We start from the raw sequence: 13,952 nt of genomic DNA, 5'->3' as shown, positions 1-13,952 counted from the left end.
CGTTTAATATATGGTGTGATTCTAAAAGAGATAGAATCAGTCAAATGATTATGTTTGAAAGGGATTGATAAACATCGAAGATTTTATTATTTCTTTAGCTGATGCCTTTAAGAACTTGTCATACTTTGGCATCTTCCTCGCATTATGCATTGAATTTGTACCTGCTGAAGTGGTTTTGCCTCTTGCGGGTTACTGGGTCTCAGAAGGGGACATGGCTTTTATCGGTGTTGTGGCGGCCGGCTCCATTGGCGGCGTGGCTGGTCCTTTGACCTTGTACTGGTTAGGGCGTTATGGCGGCAGACCCTTTTTAAATAAATATGGAAAGTACTTTTTTATAAAACCTGAGTCGCTTGATAAATCGGATGCTTTCTTTGAAAAGCATGGCGGATTCGTCGCATTCAGCGGCCGGTTCATACCAGGAGTCAGAACACTTATCTCCATCCCGTGCGGTATTGCCAAGATGAATGTGTGGGTCTTTTGCCTGTATACGTTTTTGGCCATTACACCAATTACGTTTGTGTATGTGTATCTTGGATTTATGCTCGGAGAGAACTGGAAAGAGGTTGGCGCCATCTTAGATCCATATCTTTTACCAATTGGGATCGGTGTGGTGTTATTGTTTGTTCTCTACTTATTGCTAAAACGAAGAAAAAGAAAAACAGAAACGCCAACTGCCTAATCAATGGATCGAAGTGAAAGTCACCTGTTGACAATCCAGTGTCTATTGATTAAAATATAAGTAATCTAAATATTCTAAATCCCGCCAAAGGGGAGTAGCGTCCGGTTTTTACCGGAAACAAAGTCGTCATTACATGGACTGATGTTCATCGGCTTTGTTGGCATGATTCTACATATCACATGTCTAGCAAGACCTTTGCCATTACAGGCAAAGGTCTTTTTTGCATTCATAAGCCTTTGTCTGTTGTGGGACAATAGATAAAAACAAGGAGGAATGATGATGGATGCAGCCATTATTTTAGAGTACGGGTGGGTTCTGCTCGTACTGATTGGATTAGAAGGGATTTTAGCAGCTGATAACGCGCTGGTCATGGCCGTGATGGTCAAACACCTTCCTGAAAAACAAAGAAAAAAGGCACTGTTTTACGGACTTGCAGGTGCGTTTGTCATGCGATTTGGTTCTCTGTTTCTTATTTCGTTTTTAGTGGATGTATGGCAAGTTCAAGCCATTGGCGCAATTTATCTTCTTTATATTTCCATTCACCATATTTTAAAATCGCACGTATTTAAGAAAAAGGAAACTGAAACAAATATGAAACAAAGCGGCTTCTGGGCAACAGTCGTGAAAGTAGAGCTTGCCGACATTGCTTTTGCTGTTGATTCCATATTAGCGGCCGTCGCTTTAGCTGTGACACTGCCGAAAACAAGTCTTCCGCAAATCGGTGGACTCGATGGCGGTCAATTTATTGTCATTCTTTTAGGCGGTATTATTGGTCTTGTCATTATGCGATTTGCAGCAACTGTCTTTGTGAAACTGCTCAAAACAAGACCGAGCCTAGAAACAGCAGCATTTGTCATTGTCGGATGGGTGGGTGTGAAGCTCACGCTTTATACACTGTCACATCCAGCCATTGGGGTCGTATCGTCTCATTTTATCCATTCAGCATTATGGAAAATCATTTTCTGGACAGTGCTTCTCGCAATTGCAGCATTTGGCTGGTTTTTATCAAGTCCATCAAGAAAAGGCGGGCAGGAAAACGAGGAGAAACAAGAGGCGCGCCTGGGAGAGTAGGTTTTTTGAAAGAAATATCATTTCATTTTCATAACACGTATATTACAAATAAGGGGGAGATACCCCCTTATTTCTTTGCTTTTAGACGAAACATTGTAAAGTAGATGATGACATACATGTCATAATTGAGTAACAGGAAATGAATTCCTCATTTCTTCCTTTGCGCTTCCCTCATAAATTAGCTATCATAAATGAGTAATATAGGGAGAACTGAGGTGAAACCATTGCTTAGCCTTTTGTTTAAAAAAGGAAAGAAAAAGCAAACATTAGAGCAGTCGGCTATCAGTATTCAACAAGGTGATAGCGAACTGCAAAATGCATTAATAGAGCAATACAAACCATTTGTCGCTAAGACGGTTTCATCCGTTTGTAAACGATATATAGATGAAAAAGATGATGAATTCAGCATAGGCTTAATTGCCTTTAATGAAGCGATAGAAAAATACTCTGCCGAAAAAGGAAACTCACTGCTTGCTTTCGCAGAATTAATTATTAAAAGAAAAGTGATTGACTATATTCGAAAAGAAGCAAGAAATGCGCCAACGGTTCAAATGGACCTGCAAGAAAGTGAGAATGGTGAATACTCTCAAAGCATGATTGAAGCAGAGCTCTCTGCAAATGAATATAGGCGTTTAATTGAACAAGAACATAGAAGAGAAGAGATTGAACATTTTAAAGAACGACTGAAAGTATACGGTCTCACGTTTCAAGAGCTACTTGAGCATTCACCAAAGCATGCAGATGCCAGGCAAAATGCCATTAAAGTAGCCCATACACTCGTTGAACACGATGAGCTGAGAACAATTTTATTTCAGAAAAAACAATTGCCGGTCAAACAGCTGGAAAAGCTAGTGGAAGTCAGCCGCAAAACGATTGAGAGAAATAGAAAATATATCATTGCGATGGCGATCATTATGACAGGTGATTATGTGTATTTGAAAGATTACCTTAAAGGGGTGCTTAATTCATGAGAAGAGGCATTATAGTAGAGAAAAACAAAAAATATGTCACGCTGCTGACCCCTGATGGACAATTTCTGCGGACAAAATATGAAGAGCAAAACTATGAAATCGGCCAAGAAGTGACATTTCCAAATGAATCACGTCTTGAAAGAAAAAGAGCCGGTTTTTTTGACCTGCTTCGTTTACGTCCGTTAAATGCAGGAATCCTATCAATAGCAGCGATTATTGTCGTGATTTTTACTATGATGCCATCTTTCTCAAGTCAAAAAGCATATGCGTATATGACAATTGACATTAACCCAAGCTTTGAACTGAAGCTTGATCACAATTATCAAGTGATCGGTGTCACACCGCTGAATAAAGATGCGAAGCAAGTACTGGCGAGTATGAAGGATTTAGAAAAAAACGACATGACCAAAGTCGTGCAGGAAATTATAGATGACTGTGACAAAAAAGGATATGTGAACGACTCTAAAAGTATTTATATTTCAACCGTTTATGAAAACAAGCAGGACAATACATATAAAACAAACGTAAAAAGCAAAATTAACACCATTTCTGGTGAATATCAAAAACGCAATTATAAGCTGGAAACTGTGGAAAGTGACCTGGAAACAAGGGAAAAAGCTCAAAAGGCAGGCATTTCAACAGGAACATATATTAGAAATCAAGAAATGCAAGACAAAGAACATGAAGATATCAAAAAGGATGAAGACGCAGCAGAGAACGATGCTGTGAAGGAAGAAGATCCTAAGAAACATGATGAAGAACAAGCAGATCAAGACAAACAAGAAGACGTAAAAATAGACGATAGCAAAGAGATGCAGCCAGATCAAGAGGCTCCAGAAGCTGAGGACAAAGAGCAGAAGGAAGCAGAGAGGGAAGAGCAAGGATCTGTTCAAAAGCCTCAAAAACCTGAGGATGAAAGCAAAGACAACAAAATAAAGGAAGAAAAGGTTCCTTCTTTTGATAAAGAGCAAAAAAAAAATCACTCAACTGATCGTGATGAAAGAAGACACTGGAACGGTCCATCACGTGGTGATGCGGAAAAACACGCAAAAAAAAACGGCAGGGATCTCAACAATCCTTCCGCTGAACAAAAAAGAGAACATGCAAAGCAAAAAGGGAAAGGTGCACCGTTTCCTTATCGCGAGAATCGGCATGAGCATACATATGAACAATAAAAAAACGCCAGAATAGCTCCGGCGTATTTCACCATGTCATGATTTAGATTGATTGCCCATTTGTGATTGAGCTTGTTGAACGAGTCTTTTTGTGATTTCACCACCAACAGAACCGTTAGCACGTGAGACTGTATCTGAACCGAGAGTGACGCCAAATTCTTGCGCGATCTCGTATTTAAATTGATCTAAAACTTGTTCTACTCCAGGAACAAGAAGTTGATTTCGATTTGCCATGTCATATTCCTCCTTTCACCTCATGTTTGTTGCGCCTTCTTATTTTGAAAAAAACGGCGTGCAATTATGCTGGCAATTGCTGTACAAAAAAGCCGAGGTGATGGAAGTCACCTCGGTTGTTATTTATCCCTTATTCAGCTGCAGCGTATTATACATCATTTCTTGAGCTGTACTTTGCAAATGAGAAGTAAAGACAGAGAAGACGGTAGAACTGATAATCCCTTTAATCAAATGCCATTGGCTCTTCGTCAATTCTGTAAACTCGTCATGGAGCTTGTCTGTCTGCTCCTCGGTTATTTCTCGTAAATTTGTTTCCTTTAATGGAAATTGTGTATGGTGATAAATAAAATCAAGGACGTGCGCATATGCTTCATAAAAACGGATTGGACTAATAATATCATCTGTTCGATCTGTGATGGTGTTAAATAAGGCAGATAAGATCATACGAATGGTATCGAAGTCAAAAACTGATTTTAAATCCCTGACAATTAATAAAATAACGACCTGATCAATAGAGTATTTTTTGCCAAGCTCTGGATGGCCAATCATATCTTTAATATCACGTTTGATCCAATTTTGAATCGCCGTCGATTTAAGAGAAGTCAGCTCACACAAATTGCCAAGCTCAACAATTTCATTTGTAGAAAGACCATGCTCTGATTTTTGCTTCCGCCGTTCAAGCTTCTCAAAAAAAGACGGGATCTTTAATTCATCATAGTCATGATCCTTGCCATTTTTTACAGATAGTTTCAAAAGCTGAAGCGGAGTCAGATCTCCCTCTCCTTTTAGAGAATACAGAAGTCTTGTCATGTCAATTCTCGTTAATTTAAAAGTAACCATGTTCCACCTCATTTGTACGTCAAAACGTGATTATTGATCTAATTCAACATCATAGTCTCTTTTTGATGAAAATGCAAAATAAACTCAAAATCAAAGCCAGCGCGTCACAATTTGTTCACTTTTATGCTGGGGCAAATGTCGTAAATATTGATGTGACGGGGCTTTAGCCGTTATGATAAACAGAGAAAGTGATTCCTTTTTCCTTGCAATTTGAGACGTTTATTTTTATAATTTTATTAATAAGTTCATTTGAACTTAATATGACAGCGGAGGTTATGTATGGGTAAGAGAATATTTCTGTTTATATTAACGAACATTCTTGTTATCACTACGATTGGTATTGTACTGTCGGTTATTAGTGCAGCAACTGGTGTTGGTTCTTATATAGGAGCAGACGGAAGACTTAATATCCTTTATCTTCTTGTATTCAGTGCAGTTGTTGGTTTTGTTGGCTCGTTTATGTCACTTGCAATGTCTCGCTGGATGGCAAAAATGATGATGGGTGTACGTGTGTTAAATCCAGAAAAGGATTCATTAACTTATGATGAGCAGCAGCTTGTTGACCGCGTGCACAGACTTTCAAGAGCAGCAGGGCTTTCTAAAATGCCTGAGGTTGGTATTTATCAATCATCTGAAGTAAATGCATTTGCAACAGGTCCTTCTAAGAGAAGATCACTTGTTGCGGTATCAACTGGATTGCTTCATGAAATGGATGATGCAGCAGTTGAAGGTGTAATCGCCCACGAAGTTGCTCACGTTGCAAATGGTGACATGGTGACAATGACGCTGCTTCAAGGAATCGTCAACACGTTCGTTGTCTTCCTTTCAAGAATTGCGGCATGGATCGCAAGCCGTTTTGTTTCACGTGAAGAGCTTGTGCCGATTGTTCACTTTATCGCTGTGATTGTTTTCCAAATCATTTTTTCTATCCTAGGAAGTCTTGTCGTGTTTGCATATTCTAGACACCGTGAATTCCATGCAGACCGCGGCGGAGCCGACCTTGCGGGTAAAGATAAAATGATTCATGCGCTTCGTTCACTTGAGGCGTACACGTCAAGAATCAAAGATGATGATCAAACAGCAGTCGCTACGCTAAAAATCAGCGGTAAACGAAAAGCTTCTCTTTTCTCAACACACCCTGATTTAAACGAAAGAATCAGAAGACTGGAAGCAAAATAAGAAGGACGAAAAGACATTCTTTTACAGGATGTCTTTTTCTTTTTGATGAAAAAGAAAATAAAGCATAAAATAGCTTTAAAATCATGTCTCTTTTCATTAAAATGATAAAGGTATTCGAAAAGATAGATAAAAGAAGGAATGACAATGAATCCTATAAAAAAGCTAATTGACCGGCTGTCAGCGTTTCAGTTGATTGCCCTTTATTATTTTCTTGCTGTAACCGTGTCGCTTATTCTTCTCAGCCTTCCAGTGGCTCATCAAGAGGGAGTCAAATGGACATTCATTGATGCCTTGTTTACAGCGGTGAGTGCTGTAAGTGTCACAGGACTGACTGTTGTCGACACCTCACAAACATTTAGTGTGACAGGGATGTGGATCCTTGCGTTTGTTCTGCAAATCGGAGGCATTGGCATTATGACGCTCGGTACCTTCGTATGGCTTGTCATGCGAAAAAGAATTGGGATTAAAGAAAGAAAACTTATCATGGCAGATCAAAACCAGAGCAATTTATCTGGAATTGTAAAACTAATGAAGCAGGTCTTATATTTGATTTTACTGATTGAGTTTGTCGGCGGGCTCATTTTAAGCATGTATTTTCTCAAATATTATGATGTGCAAGGAGCTTTCTTACATGGTTTCTTCTCGAGTATTAGTGCGACAACCAATGGGGGCTTCGATATTACGGGGAGCTCACTTATCCCTTACAAAGATGATTATTTCGTCCAGTTTATTACGATGCTGCTGATCATCTTTGGAGCGATTGGTTTTCCTGTGCTAGTGGAAGTGAAGGATTATTTGTTCAATCAGGACCGAAAGCACGCATCGTTCTCATTGTTTACAAAAATCACAACGCTCACGTTTGGCGGCCTTGTCGTTGTTGGAGCGATTGGGATATATGCACTAGAGGCCGGGTTTAGCTTCGTAGGGAAGAGCTGGCACGAAATCTTGTTTTACTCTTTGTTTCAATCGACTGCAACAAGAAGCGGGGGGCTGACAACGTTAGATATTACGCAGCTGACCGAACCGACGCTTTTATTTTTATGTATGCTCATGTTTATCGGGGCTTCCCCAAGCTCTGTGGGGGGCGGAATTCGGACAACTACGTTTGCCCTTAATTTACTCGCATTGTTTCATTACGCTAGGGGAAATAAGTCCATCAAAATCTTCAAGAGGGAGCTTCATCAAGCGGATATTAATAAATCCCTTATGGTGACCATGATGGCTTTTATTTTGGTTTTTGGCGCTACGTTCCTGTTATCCTTAACAGAGCATAATACACTTCTTGAAAATTTATTTGAAGTTTGCTCTGCTTTCGGAACAACGGGACTGTCGCTTGGGATTACATCAGATCTCACTGTGTTTGGTAAATGTATCATCATGATTGTCATGTTTATTGGACGGATCGGTATTCCAAGCTTTTTATATTTAATCGGCCGAAGAGAAAGCGAAGCGAATTATCATTATCCGAAAGAGCGCGTCATCATTGGCTAAACAGCATTCAATTTGAATGCTGTTTTTTTATTTCCAATATCTAACTGGCTAAATCACATGGGATGTTCGCAATCTATAGGTAAGAGGTGAACGAGACGTGCTGGATGTGTTATGGAAAGCAATTGTCATGCTGCTAGTTGGTACCTTGCTGCTGAGAATAGCAGGGCCTAAATCCATTAGTCAATTAACTGTACAACAAACAGTGATTATGATTTCAATCGGATCAATTATTATCCAACCATTTATTGAGCATAATTTACTTGAAACCATTTATGCAGCTACCATCTTTATTGTGGCACTTGTCATTATGGAAAAGCTGTCGATTCAATCTGATTTCTTTGAAAAGTTGCTTTCAGGCAAATCGGTCGTGATTTTACAGGATGGCGAAATGCTTGATCATAAGCTGAAGAAAATAAGGCTCACAAGGGATCAATTTAAAATGCGTTTAAAGCAGCAAGGCATCACTGACATCAGCTGTCTCAAAAAAGCCACGCTAGAAGCCAATGGACAAATTGGCTTTGAGTTAAAACCTGAGGAAAAGCCAGTGACGGTCAAGCAAATGAAGGAACTCCTTGACCAATTAAGAGAAGAACTAAACCTGACAAAAAAGGACTGATTTCAGATGAAAAGAAAAGCAGCGAAAAATGAAGCATTAACAAATAATATGACGCCGACAGAAAGCATGGCACATGATCAAGGGCAAACCCAATTTGACGAACAATCAAGAGATCGTCAGGCAAACCGTAATTCTCATAAAGGGAAACAAGGGGGAGCATCTCGTGACTAAGAAGCATATGAAGAGCAAAGAGATGAAGGATCATAAAAAGCCGATGGACCCAGATATTTTAGAAGAGGAATTTGGCAGTGAGCTTGGAGATATCAACAGCAGCAAATGGATTGATACGTTGATGAAGCCAAAGAAAGATGCTGCATGTAAGCAGAATAAGAAATAGAAAAAACGATCCAATAAGGATCGTTTTTTATTTGATATAACTCCCCTGCCTGCCGGTGATCGTTCGCATGAAGTTGTTCATTTTGAGCTCAATCACTGGCTGTGCAACGGTTTTAACAAAAGTGCTAGACAGGGTAAAGGTTAACAGAATGGTCAGCAGCAATAAAATGAGAACACTTGCTGCATTTAGCGCCCAGTCATCAAACCAAGTGGTTCTTAGCAGCTTGATCACAAAGCCATGTAATAAATAAACATATAACGTTCTTGTTCCCCATTTTGTAAAGAAGAAACGGCGTGTTGGAACTAATGCAAAGAAGCTGAATGTAGCACCAAATGCAAGCAAATACCATGCCATTCGTTTCATCGCCGCAATCATTCCTTCATCTCCTAGAGAAGCATACGACTTTGAGCCAAATAAGAAGGAATAATCAAATTCATAGAAGTAGCAAAACAGGAAGACAGCCATTAATACAAAAAGTGCTGCCAGTTTTCCTTTGCTTGTACGAATGAATTCAAAATGCTGCTTTTTTAAATAAAATCCAGCTAAAAACATAGGCAAAAAGACAAACGTACGTGATAAGCTGAGTGTATTGCTGATGCTGTCCACATAACCGACAAGTAATGCAATCGATAAACTGACGATCATCGCCCAGTGGAAAGGTAGTTTTGAAAAAGGAATAAGCAGCAAATTCCAAAAGAATAAACTAATTAAAAACCATAAGGACCATTGCGGATCAATTGGATTTAAATTGGTTATGCTTTGATCCTGTAATAGGTAATAGTAAACCGAATAGATCACCTGAAAGATTAAATATGGGATGATCAGCTTAACGGCGACTTTTTTCATAAAGCCCGGTTTTCTAAACCCTTTTGCAAAAAAGCCAGAAACTAAAATAAAGGCGGGCATGTGAAATGTATAAATAAACTTGTATAAATAGAGCATCCAGTCATTATCGTGAATGAATGATCGTAACAAATGACCAAAAACAACTAGAAAAATCAGAAGGAATTTCGCATTATCAAAATAACTATCTCGTGAAGATGCCATAACATCACCTTTCCTGCTCGATTTCAAACATAAATGTTCTAAGTGCACTGTTCCCTTATTTGCCCCATTCTAAAATACATTTTCGCTTAATTCGCTATTTGATGTGAAATTGTAGAACGGTTGTAAAAGAAGCGTAAGAAAAGTGAATTGTTATACAATCCTGTCATCCAAATGAAATAAATGAGACAGTCTTCGTGTAAAAAGTTATCTTTTTTTATGAGTCGAATGAAGGAACAATGAAAATATTGTAGAAATATTGTAGAGGAATGAGGCTGGAAAAGGAGTGTAAGAGAATGACTGAAACGCTCGATGGCAATAGATTAACCCCTGCAGGAGATATCAGAAAATTAGAAAAAGAGAACGAATATTTGCGAACTGAGTTGATGCAGCAAAAAATGCTGTTAAATAAGACGCTAGATGCCATTTTTATATTTGATCAACACCTCAACATCATCCAAGCCAACGAAGCAACATGCAGGCTTGTACAGACACCGAAAGAAGACCTCCTCAATAAATCCGTTCTAGATTTCCTATACGGCATCCCGAAAGATAAAGTTGAATGCTCACTCGATCTATTTTTTCGAAAAGGTACGTTAAAAAGAGAAATCTCCATTCAGCTTGAAAGTGGTGAAACAAAATACATTGAATTTGTTGCAGAGCATGACACCATGAATCAGCAATATATTGTGGTCATGCGAGACATTTCCTCCAAAAAAATATTAGAACGAGAACGCTCCATGAATGAGCAGCTGTTCAAAGATTTGTTTGACCGAGCCATTGACGGGATGGTCATATTTGATCAGGATGGCTGCATGATTGATGCGAATCATTCTTTTTGTCAGAGCTTTGAGCTGCAAAAGACTGATTTAACCGATCGGTATTTGCATGAATTTGTTGAAGGAGATAATCTTCCAGCTTTGCAGCATCTTTTAACGTCACTTAAAGAAACAGGGAAAGCAAAAGGGGAGCTTCCTGTTACCCTTCAATCTGGCCAGCAAAAATTATTCGAACTCACCATTACATCAAATGTGATGAGTGGTTTTTATATGTCCATCATGCGGGATATTACAGAAAAAAGACTGATGGAAGAGAAACTGTTAAAAAGTGAAGAACGCTTTAGAGAAATTTTCGAAAATGCAATGGATGCCATCATCATATGGGCGGATGATGGAGAGATTGTGAGAGCCAATGAATCAGCCTGTCGAATTTTTGAATTACCGATGCACTCGCTGATTGGCAAAAAACTTACCGACTTTCTCGTCAAATCTGATAAGAGATATAGACCAACAAGAAGACGCTATATCCGCAATCATGAAATAAGGGAAGAGCTATTGTTCAAAATGGCAAATGGGCAGTATAAAGAGCTTGAGTTTACATCAAAACATGCGGTATTAGAAGGACAGCACCTAACCATTTTACGTAATGTAAGTGATCGAAAAAGAATGGAGCAGGAGCTGCGCGAAAGTGAGCTCAAATTCCGTAAAGTATTTAATGGGTCAATGGACGGCATTGTTCTTTTTGATAATCAATACCGAATCATTGAAGTCAATCCATCTGCAAGCGAGCTGCTTCAATTGAAGGACGATCATTTAACAGAAATGAATCTTTTCCACATCCTTGCCCCTTATCAAATTGAAAATTTGGCTCAACCAGCCGAGGCGATGTCATTAGATGAAATGGACAATGAGGTTCCGTTTGTACTGAACCATCCAGATCAGCGTATACTGGAGTTCTCTTTTAAACGTAACATTATCCATAATATGAATTTGGCCATCTTTAGAGATGTGACAGAGCGGAAGGAATTAGAAGAGCGGGTGAGAAAATCAGATACCCTTCATGTGGTCGGAGAGCTTGCTGCTGGAATTGCTCATGAAATTAGAAACCCGATGACAGCATTAAAAGGCTTCATTCAGCTATTAAAAGGAAATATTGAAGGGGAGTATTCGCTCTATTTTAATGTCATCACATCAGAGCTGAAAAGAATAGAATCCATCATCACTGAATTTTTGATTTTAGCGAAACCGCAAGCCATTGTATATGAAGAAAAAAATGTGGTGCAAATTGTGAAAGACACGATGGATCTTCTGCACGCACAGGCGAATCTTGGCAATGTTCAAATGCATCTCAATGTGCTGGATGAGATTCCACTCATTTATTGTGAACAAAACCAATTAAAGCAAGTCTTTATTAACATTTTAAAAAATGCAATTGAAGTCATGCCGCGCAAAGGAAATGTCTATGTGAGCATTCAGCGAAAGGGCGAGGAGCATATTGTCATTTCCTTGCGTGATGAAGGCTGCGGAATGGCGGAGGATAAGCTAAAGCGTCTAGGTGAGCCTTTTTATACAACGAAAGAAAGAGGAACTGGACTTGGGTTAATGGTTAGTTATAAAATTATTGAAGAGCATCAAGGAACCATTGAGGTAGAAAGTGAGGAAGGCGTAGGAACCGTCTTCCATCTCACGCTGCCACTAAGGCAGCAGAAACAAGAAGGAGAGCAGTAACGTGTATTATACCGTCTATCACGCACCCATTGGGGCATTATACATACTAGAAAAGGACGATGCCATCATCGAGGTGATGTTTGATGATGAGCCGTTTTTAGCAAAAAAGCAGGCAGTGAATTTAAAGCAAGCAGATACGCCTGTCTTACAAGAAGCGAAAAAGCAGCTGGATGAATATTTCAAGGGAGAGCGTCAAGTATTCGATCTCCCGCTCAAGCAAACAGGTTCTCCGTTCCAAGAGCAGGTGTGGGGAGCATTGTCGGCCATTCCATATGGTGAATCAAAAAGCTATGCAGACATTGCAGAGGCGATAGGCAATCCCAAGGCTGTAAGAGCCATCGGACAAGCTAACAGACGAAATGCATTACCTATTTTTATTCCGTGTCACAGGGTGATTGGAAAAGACCGGTCTCTGACGGGCTATGCAGGATCGAAGACAGACATGAAAGCGGTCCTCCTTGAATTAGAAGGCATCCCATTTGTTCAAAAATAAATCGATTGACCTGTTCCGAATTTTTCCTGAGCAACATATCCTTTTATTAAGCTAAAAAAGTTGGTTGAGGGAAAAAGGAGGGCGCTGGCATGTTTTGGGGCAAAAAAGGTAAAGTGTATGCAGTTACGTCACTATGTGTCAAAATGAACGTTTTGACGGAAGAACAGAAAGAAGAAATCTTAACAAAAACGAATCAAGAAACAAAAAAGCGCGGTGCTCTTAAATGACAAGAACACGGCGCTTTTTTGCGATCATTGGGAGATGCTTTCGGCGAAAAGAGCATCAATCTCTTCTGCATAGTTCGATGTGATAATTCCCTTTTCTGTAATGATGCCTGAAATGAGATGATGAGGAGTGACATCAAAGGCGGGATTGAATACTTGAACATCGGGCGGTGCAATGGGGACACCGTTTAATTCCTTTACTTCCAGCGGGTCGCGCTCTTCAATTGGGATATCTGACCCGTCATGGGTGGATACATCAAAAGTGGAAAGCGGTGCTGCTACAAAAAACGGAATGTGAAAATGCTTGGCTAGAACGGCAAGACCTAACGTTCCAATCTTATTCGCTGTATCTCCATTACGAGCGATACGGTCAGCTCCAACAATGACAGCAGAAATTTGCTTTTCTTTCATCGTATGGGCGACCATGTTATCTGTAATGAGTGTCACATCCACGCCGCCTTGCATGAGCTCCCATGTTGTCAGACGAGCGCCTTGAAGAACAGGGCGTGTTTCACATGCATAAATGTGAAGGTCAAGATTTTTCTTTTTGGCTAAATAAAAGGGAGCAAGGGCTGTTCCGTACCGGCTCGTTGCAATGGAGCCTGCATTACAAATGGTCATGATACGGTCACCTGATTTAAAGAGCTGAAGTGCATTTTGACCGATTTGTCTGCATATTTCTTCATCTTCAATTTGAATTTGAATGGCTTCATGGACAAGATCTGTTTTAGCTGCATTTACTGATGCTGCACGCTGAATGCGCTGCAGCAGCCGGTCTAATGCCCAGGCGAGGTTCACAGCAGTTGGACGAGCACTGTTTAAATATTCTTTGATTCGAATCACTTCTTGTTTAAAAACATCGATTTCTTCTGTCTCAATGGCTTGCGCACTAAGTGCCAGTCCAAATGCTGCTGTAATGCCAATCGCAGGCGCTCCGCGTACTTTTAATGTCACAATTGCATCATACACATCTTCTTTCGTATATAAATGCTCAAAGACGGTTTCGGCCGGTAATTTTTGCTGATTTAAAATGTGAATACGGTTTTCTTCCCATTCGACAGAACGGGGGGCTTCAAATTCTTTTGACAAAA

The 13,952-nt window shown here is 39.8% G+C and carries 16 protein-coding genes and 1 riboswitch; of the genes, 12 read left to right on the top strand and 4 right to left on the bottom strand.

The genetic code is table 11. The features are described 5' to 3' along the window. Positions 1-64 precede the first annotated feature (64 nt). From OIT90_RS13060 to OIT90_RS13045, 4 genes are all read left to right on the top strand, one after another. Positions 65-679 carry a DedA family protein gene (locus OIT90_RS13060; protein ID WP_039178042.1) on the top strand — a complete coding sequence of 205 codons (615 nt, stop codon included), beginning with the start codon at positions 65-67 and terminating at the stop codon, positions 677-679. Between the two features lie 77 nt (positions 680-756). After that, positions 757-927: riboswitch (yybP-ykoY riboswitch) on the top strand. A 31-nt stretch (positions 928-958) separates the two neighbouring features. Next, complete coding sequence (locus OIT90_RS13055; protein WP_064498365.1) at positions 959-1,750, top strand: TerC family protein; 792 nt, start codon at positions 959-961, stop codon at positions 1,748-1,750. A gap of 215 nt (positions 1,751-1,965) precedes the next feature. After that, positions 1,966-2,721, top strand: a complete 756-nt coding sequence (sigI, locus tag OIT90_RS13050) for an RNA polymerase sigma factor SigI (protein WP_039178045.1) — start codon at positions 1,966-1,968, stop codon at positions 2,719-2,721. Next, the gene (locus OIT90_RS13045) at positions 2,718-3,896 is read left to right on the top strand and encodes an anti-sigma factor domain-containing protein (RefSeq protein WP_474892607.1); all 1,179 of its coding nucleotides are present in this window, start codon (positions 2,718-2,720) and stop codon (positions 3,894-3,896) included. The genes sigI and OIT90_RS13045 overlap by 4 nt, the downstream gene beginning before the upstream one ends. Positions 3,897-3,932: 36 nt before the next feature. On the opposite strand, the gene OIT90_RS13040 is transcribed toward OIT90_RS13045, so the two are convergent. Together OIT90_RS13040 and OIT90_RS13035 are read right to left on the bottom strand one after the other, a co-directional pair. Beyond that, positions 3,933-4,130 (bottom strand): small, acid-soluble spore protein, alpha/beta type, encoded by a 198-nt coding sequence (locus OIT90_RS13040; RefSeq protein WP_474892606.1) that lies wholly within the window; start codon positions 4,128-4,130, stop codon positions 3,933-3,935. Between the two features lie 123 nt (positions 4,131-4,253). Beyond that, a complete protein-coding gene (locus tag OIT90_RS13035; RefSeq protein ID WP_144495079.1) occupies positions 4,254-4,970 on the bottom strand; it encodes a DUF1836 domain-containing protein in 717 nt (238 codons plus the stop codon). A 279-nt stretch (positions 4,971-5,249) separates the two neighbouring features. On the opposite strand from OIT90_RS13035, the gene htpX reads away from it, so the two are divergent. The 5 genes from htpX (at position 5,250) to OIT90_RS13010 (ending at position 8,593) form a co-directional block, all read left to right on the top strand. After that, complete coding sequence (gene htpX / locus OIT90_RS13030) at positions 5,250-6,149, top strand: protease HtpX (protein ID WP_024424664.1); 900 nt, start codon at positions 5,250-5,252, stop codon at positions 6,147-6,149. A gap of 144 nt (positions 6,150-6,293) precedes the next feature. After that, on the top strand, positions 6,294-7,640 hold the full coding sequence (locus OIT90_RS13025; RefSeq protein ID WP_084096377.1) for a TrkH family potassium uptake protein: 1,347 nt from the start codon (positions 6,294-6,296) through the stop codon (positions 7,638-7,640). Positions 7,641-7,737: 97 nt separating this feature from the next. Then, on the top strand, positions 7,738-8,256 hold the full coding sequence (locus tag OIT90_RS13020) for a DUF421 domain-containing protein (RefSeq protein WP_474892605.1): 519 nt from the start codon (positions 7,738-7,740) through the stop codon (positions 8,254-8,256). Between the two features lie 6 nt (positions 8,257-8,262). Beyond that, a complete protein-coding gene (locus OIT90_RS13015; RefSeq protein WP_087975542.1) occupies positions 8,263-8,427 on the top strand; it encodes a hypothetical protein in 165 nt (54 codons plus the stop codon). Further along, the gene (locus OIT90_RS13010) at positions 8,420-8,593 is read left to right on the top strand and encodes a hypothetical protein (protein ID WP_175297136.1); all 174 of its coding nucleotides are present in this window, start codon (positions 8,420-8,422) and stop codon (positions 8,591-8,593) included. Before OIT90_RS13015 ends, OIT90_RS13010 begins: the two co-directional genes overlap by 8 nt. A 27-nt stretch (positions 8,594-8,620) precedes the next feature. On the opposite strand, the gene OIT90_RS13005 is transcribed toward OIT90_RS13010, so the two are convergent. Continuing rightward, complete coding sequence (locus tag OIT90_RS13005; RefSeq protein ID WP_039178056.1) at positions 8,621-9,640, bottom strand: acyltransferase family protein; 1,020 nt, start codon at positions 9,638-9,640, stop codon at positions 8,621-8,623. 293 nt (positions 9,641-9,933) lie between these two features. Here OIT90_RS13005 and OIT90_RS13000 point away from each other — a divergent pair, with 293 nt between their 5' ends. The 3 genes from OIT90_RS13000 (at position 9,934) to OIT90_RS12990 (ending at position 12,864) form a co-directional block, all read left to right on the top strand. Next, positions 9,934-12,144 (top strand): PAS domain-containing sensor histidine kinase, encoded by a 2,211-nt coding sequence (locus tag OIT90_RS13000; protein ID WP_039178058.1) that lies wholly within the window; start codon positions 9,934-9,936, stop codon positions 12,142-12,144. A gap of 1 nt (position 12,145) precedes the next feature. Further along, complete coding sequence (locus OIT90_RS12995; RefSeq protein WP_126681741.1) at positions 12,146-12,637, top strand: methylated-DNA--[protein]-cysteine S-methyltransferase; 492 nt, start codon at positions 12,146-12,148, stop codon at positions 12,635-12,637. An 89-nt stretch (positions 12,638-12,726) separates the two neighbouring features. Further along, positions 12,727-12,864, top strand: coding sequence for a hypothetical protein (locus OIT90_RS12990; RefSeq protein WP_180272401.1), 138 nt, complete (start codon positions 12,727-12,729; stop codon positions 12,862-12,864). Positions 12,865-12,888: 24 nt separating this feature from the next. Here OIT90_RS12990 and mtnA read toward each other — a convergent pair whose 3' ends face one another. Continuing rightward, positions 12,889-13,950, bottom strand: coding sequence for an S-methyl-5-thioribose-1-phosphate isomerase (gene mtnA, locus OIT90_RS12985; protein WP_474892604.1), 1,062 nt, complete (start codon positions 13,948-13,950; stop codon positions 12,889-12,891). Positions 13,951-13,952: the final 2 nt, after the last annotated feature.

The organism is Bacillus sp. ABR (assembly GCF_056172715.1).
Note: the sequence above shows the minus strand (reverse complement) of the source record. Positions and strands in the feature narration are given on the sequence as shown.

Excerpts from the sequence above, each read along its gene's own strand:
- OIT90_RS13025 (WP_084096377.1), top strand. The coding sequence starts at position 6,294 with ATGAATCCTATAAAAAAGCTAATTGACCGGCTGTCAGCGTTTCAGTTG.
- OIT90_RS13005 (WP_039178056.1), bottom strand. The coding sequence starts at position 9,640 with ATGGCATCTTCACGAGATAGTTATTTTGATAATGCGAAATTCCTTCTG.
- OIT90_RS13045 (WP_474892607.1), top strand. The coding sequence starts at position 2,718 with ATGAGAAGAGGCATTATAGTAGAGAAAAACAAAAAATATGTCACGCTG.
- OIT90_RS13040 (WP_474892606.1), bottom strand. The coding sequence starts at position 4,130 with ATGGCAAATCGAAATCAACTTCTTGTTCCTGGAGTAGAACAAGTTTTA.
- OIT90_RS13015 (WP_087975542.1), top strand. The coding sequence starts at position 8,263 with ATGAAAAGAAAAGCAGCGAAAAATGAAGCATTAACAAATAATATGACG.
- OIT90_RS13000 (WP_039178058.1), top strand. The coding sequence starts at position 9,934 with ATGACTGAAACGCTCGATGGCAATAGATTAACCCCTGCAGGAGATATC.
- OIT90_RS12990 (WP_180272401.1), top strand. The coding sequence starts at position 12,727 with ATGTTTTGGGGCAAAAAAGGTAAAGTGTATGCAGTTACGTCACTATGT.
- OIT90_RS13035 (WP_144495079.1), bottom strand. The coding sequence starts at position 4,970 with ATGGTTACTTTTAAATTAACGAGAATTGACATGACAAGACTTCTGTAT.
- OIT90_RS13055 (WP_064498365.1), top strand. The coding sequence starts at position 959 with ATGGATGCAGCCATTATTTTAGAGTACGGGTGGGTTCTGCTCGTACTG.
- htpX (WP_024424664.1), top strand. The coding sequence starts at position 5,250 with ATGGGTAAGAGAATATTTCTGTTTATATTAACGAACATTCTTGTTATC.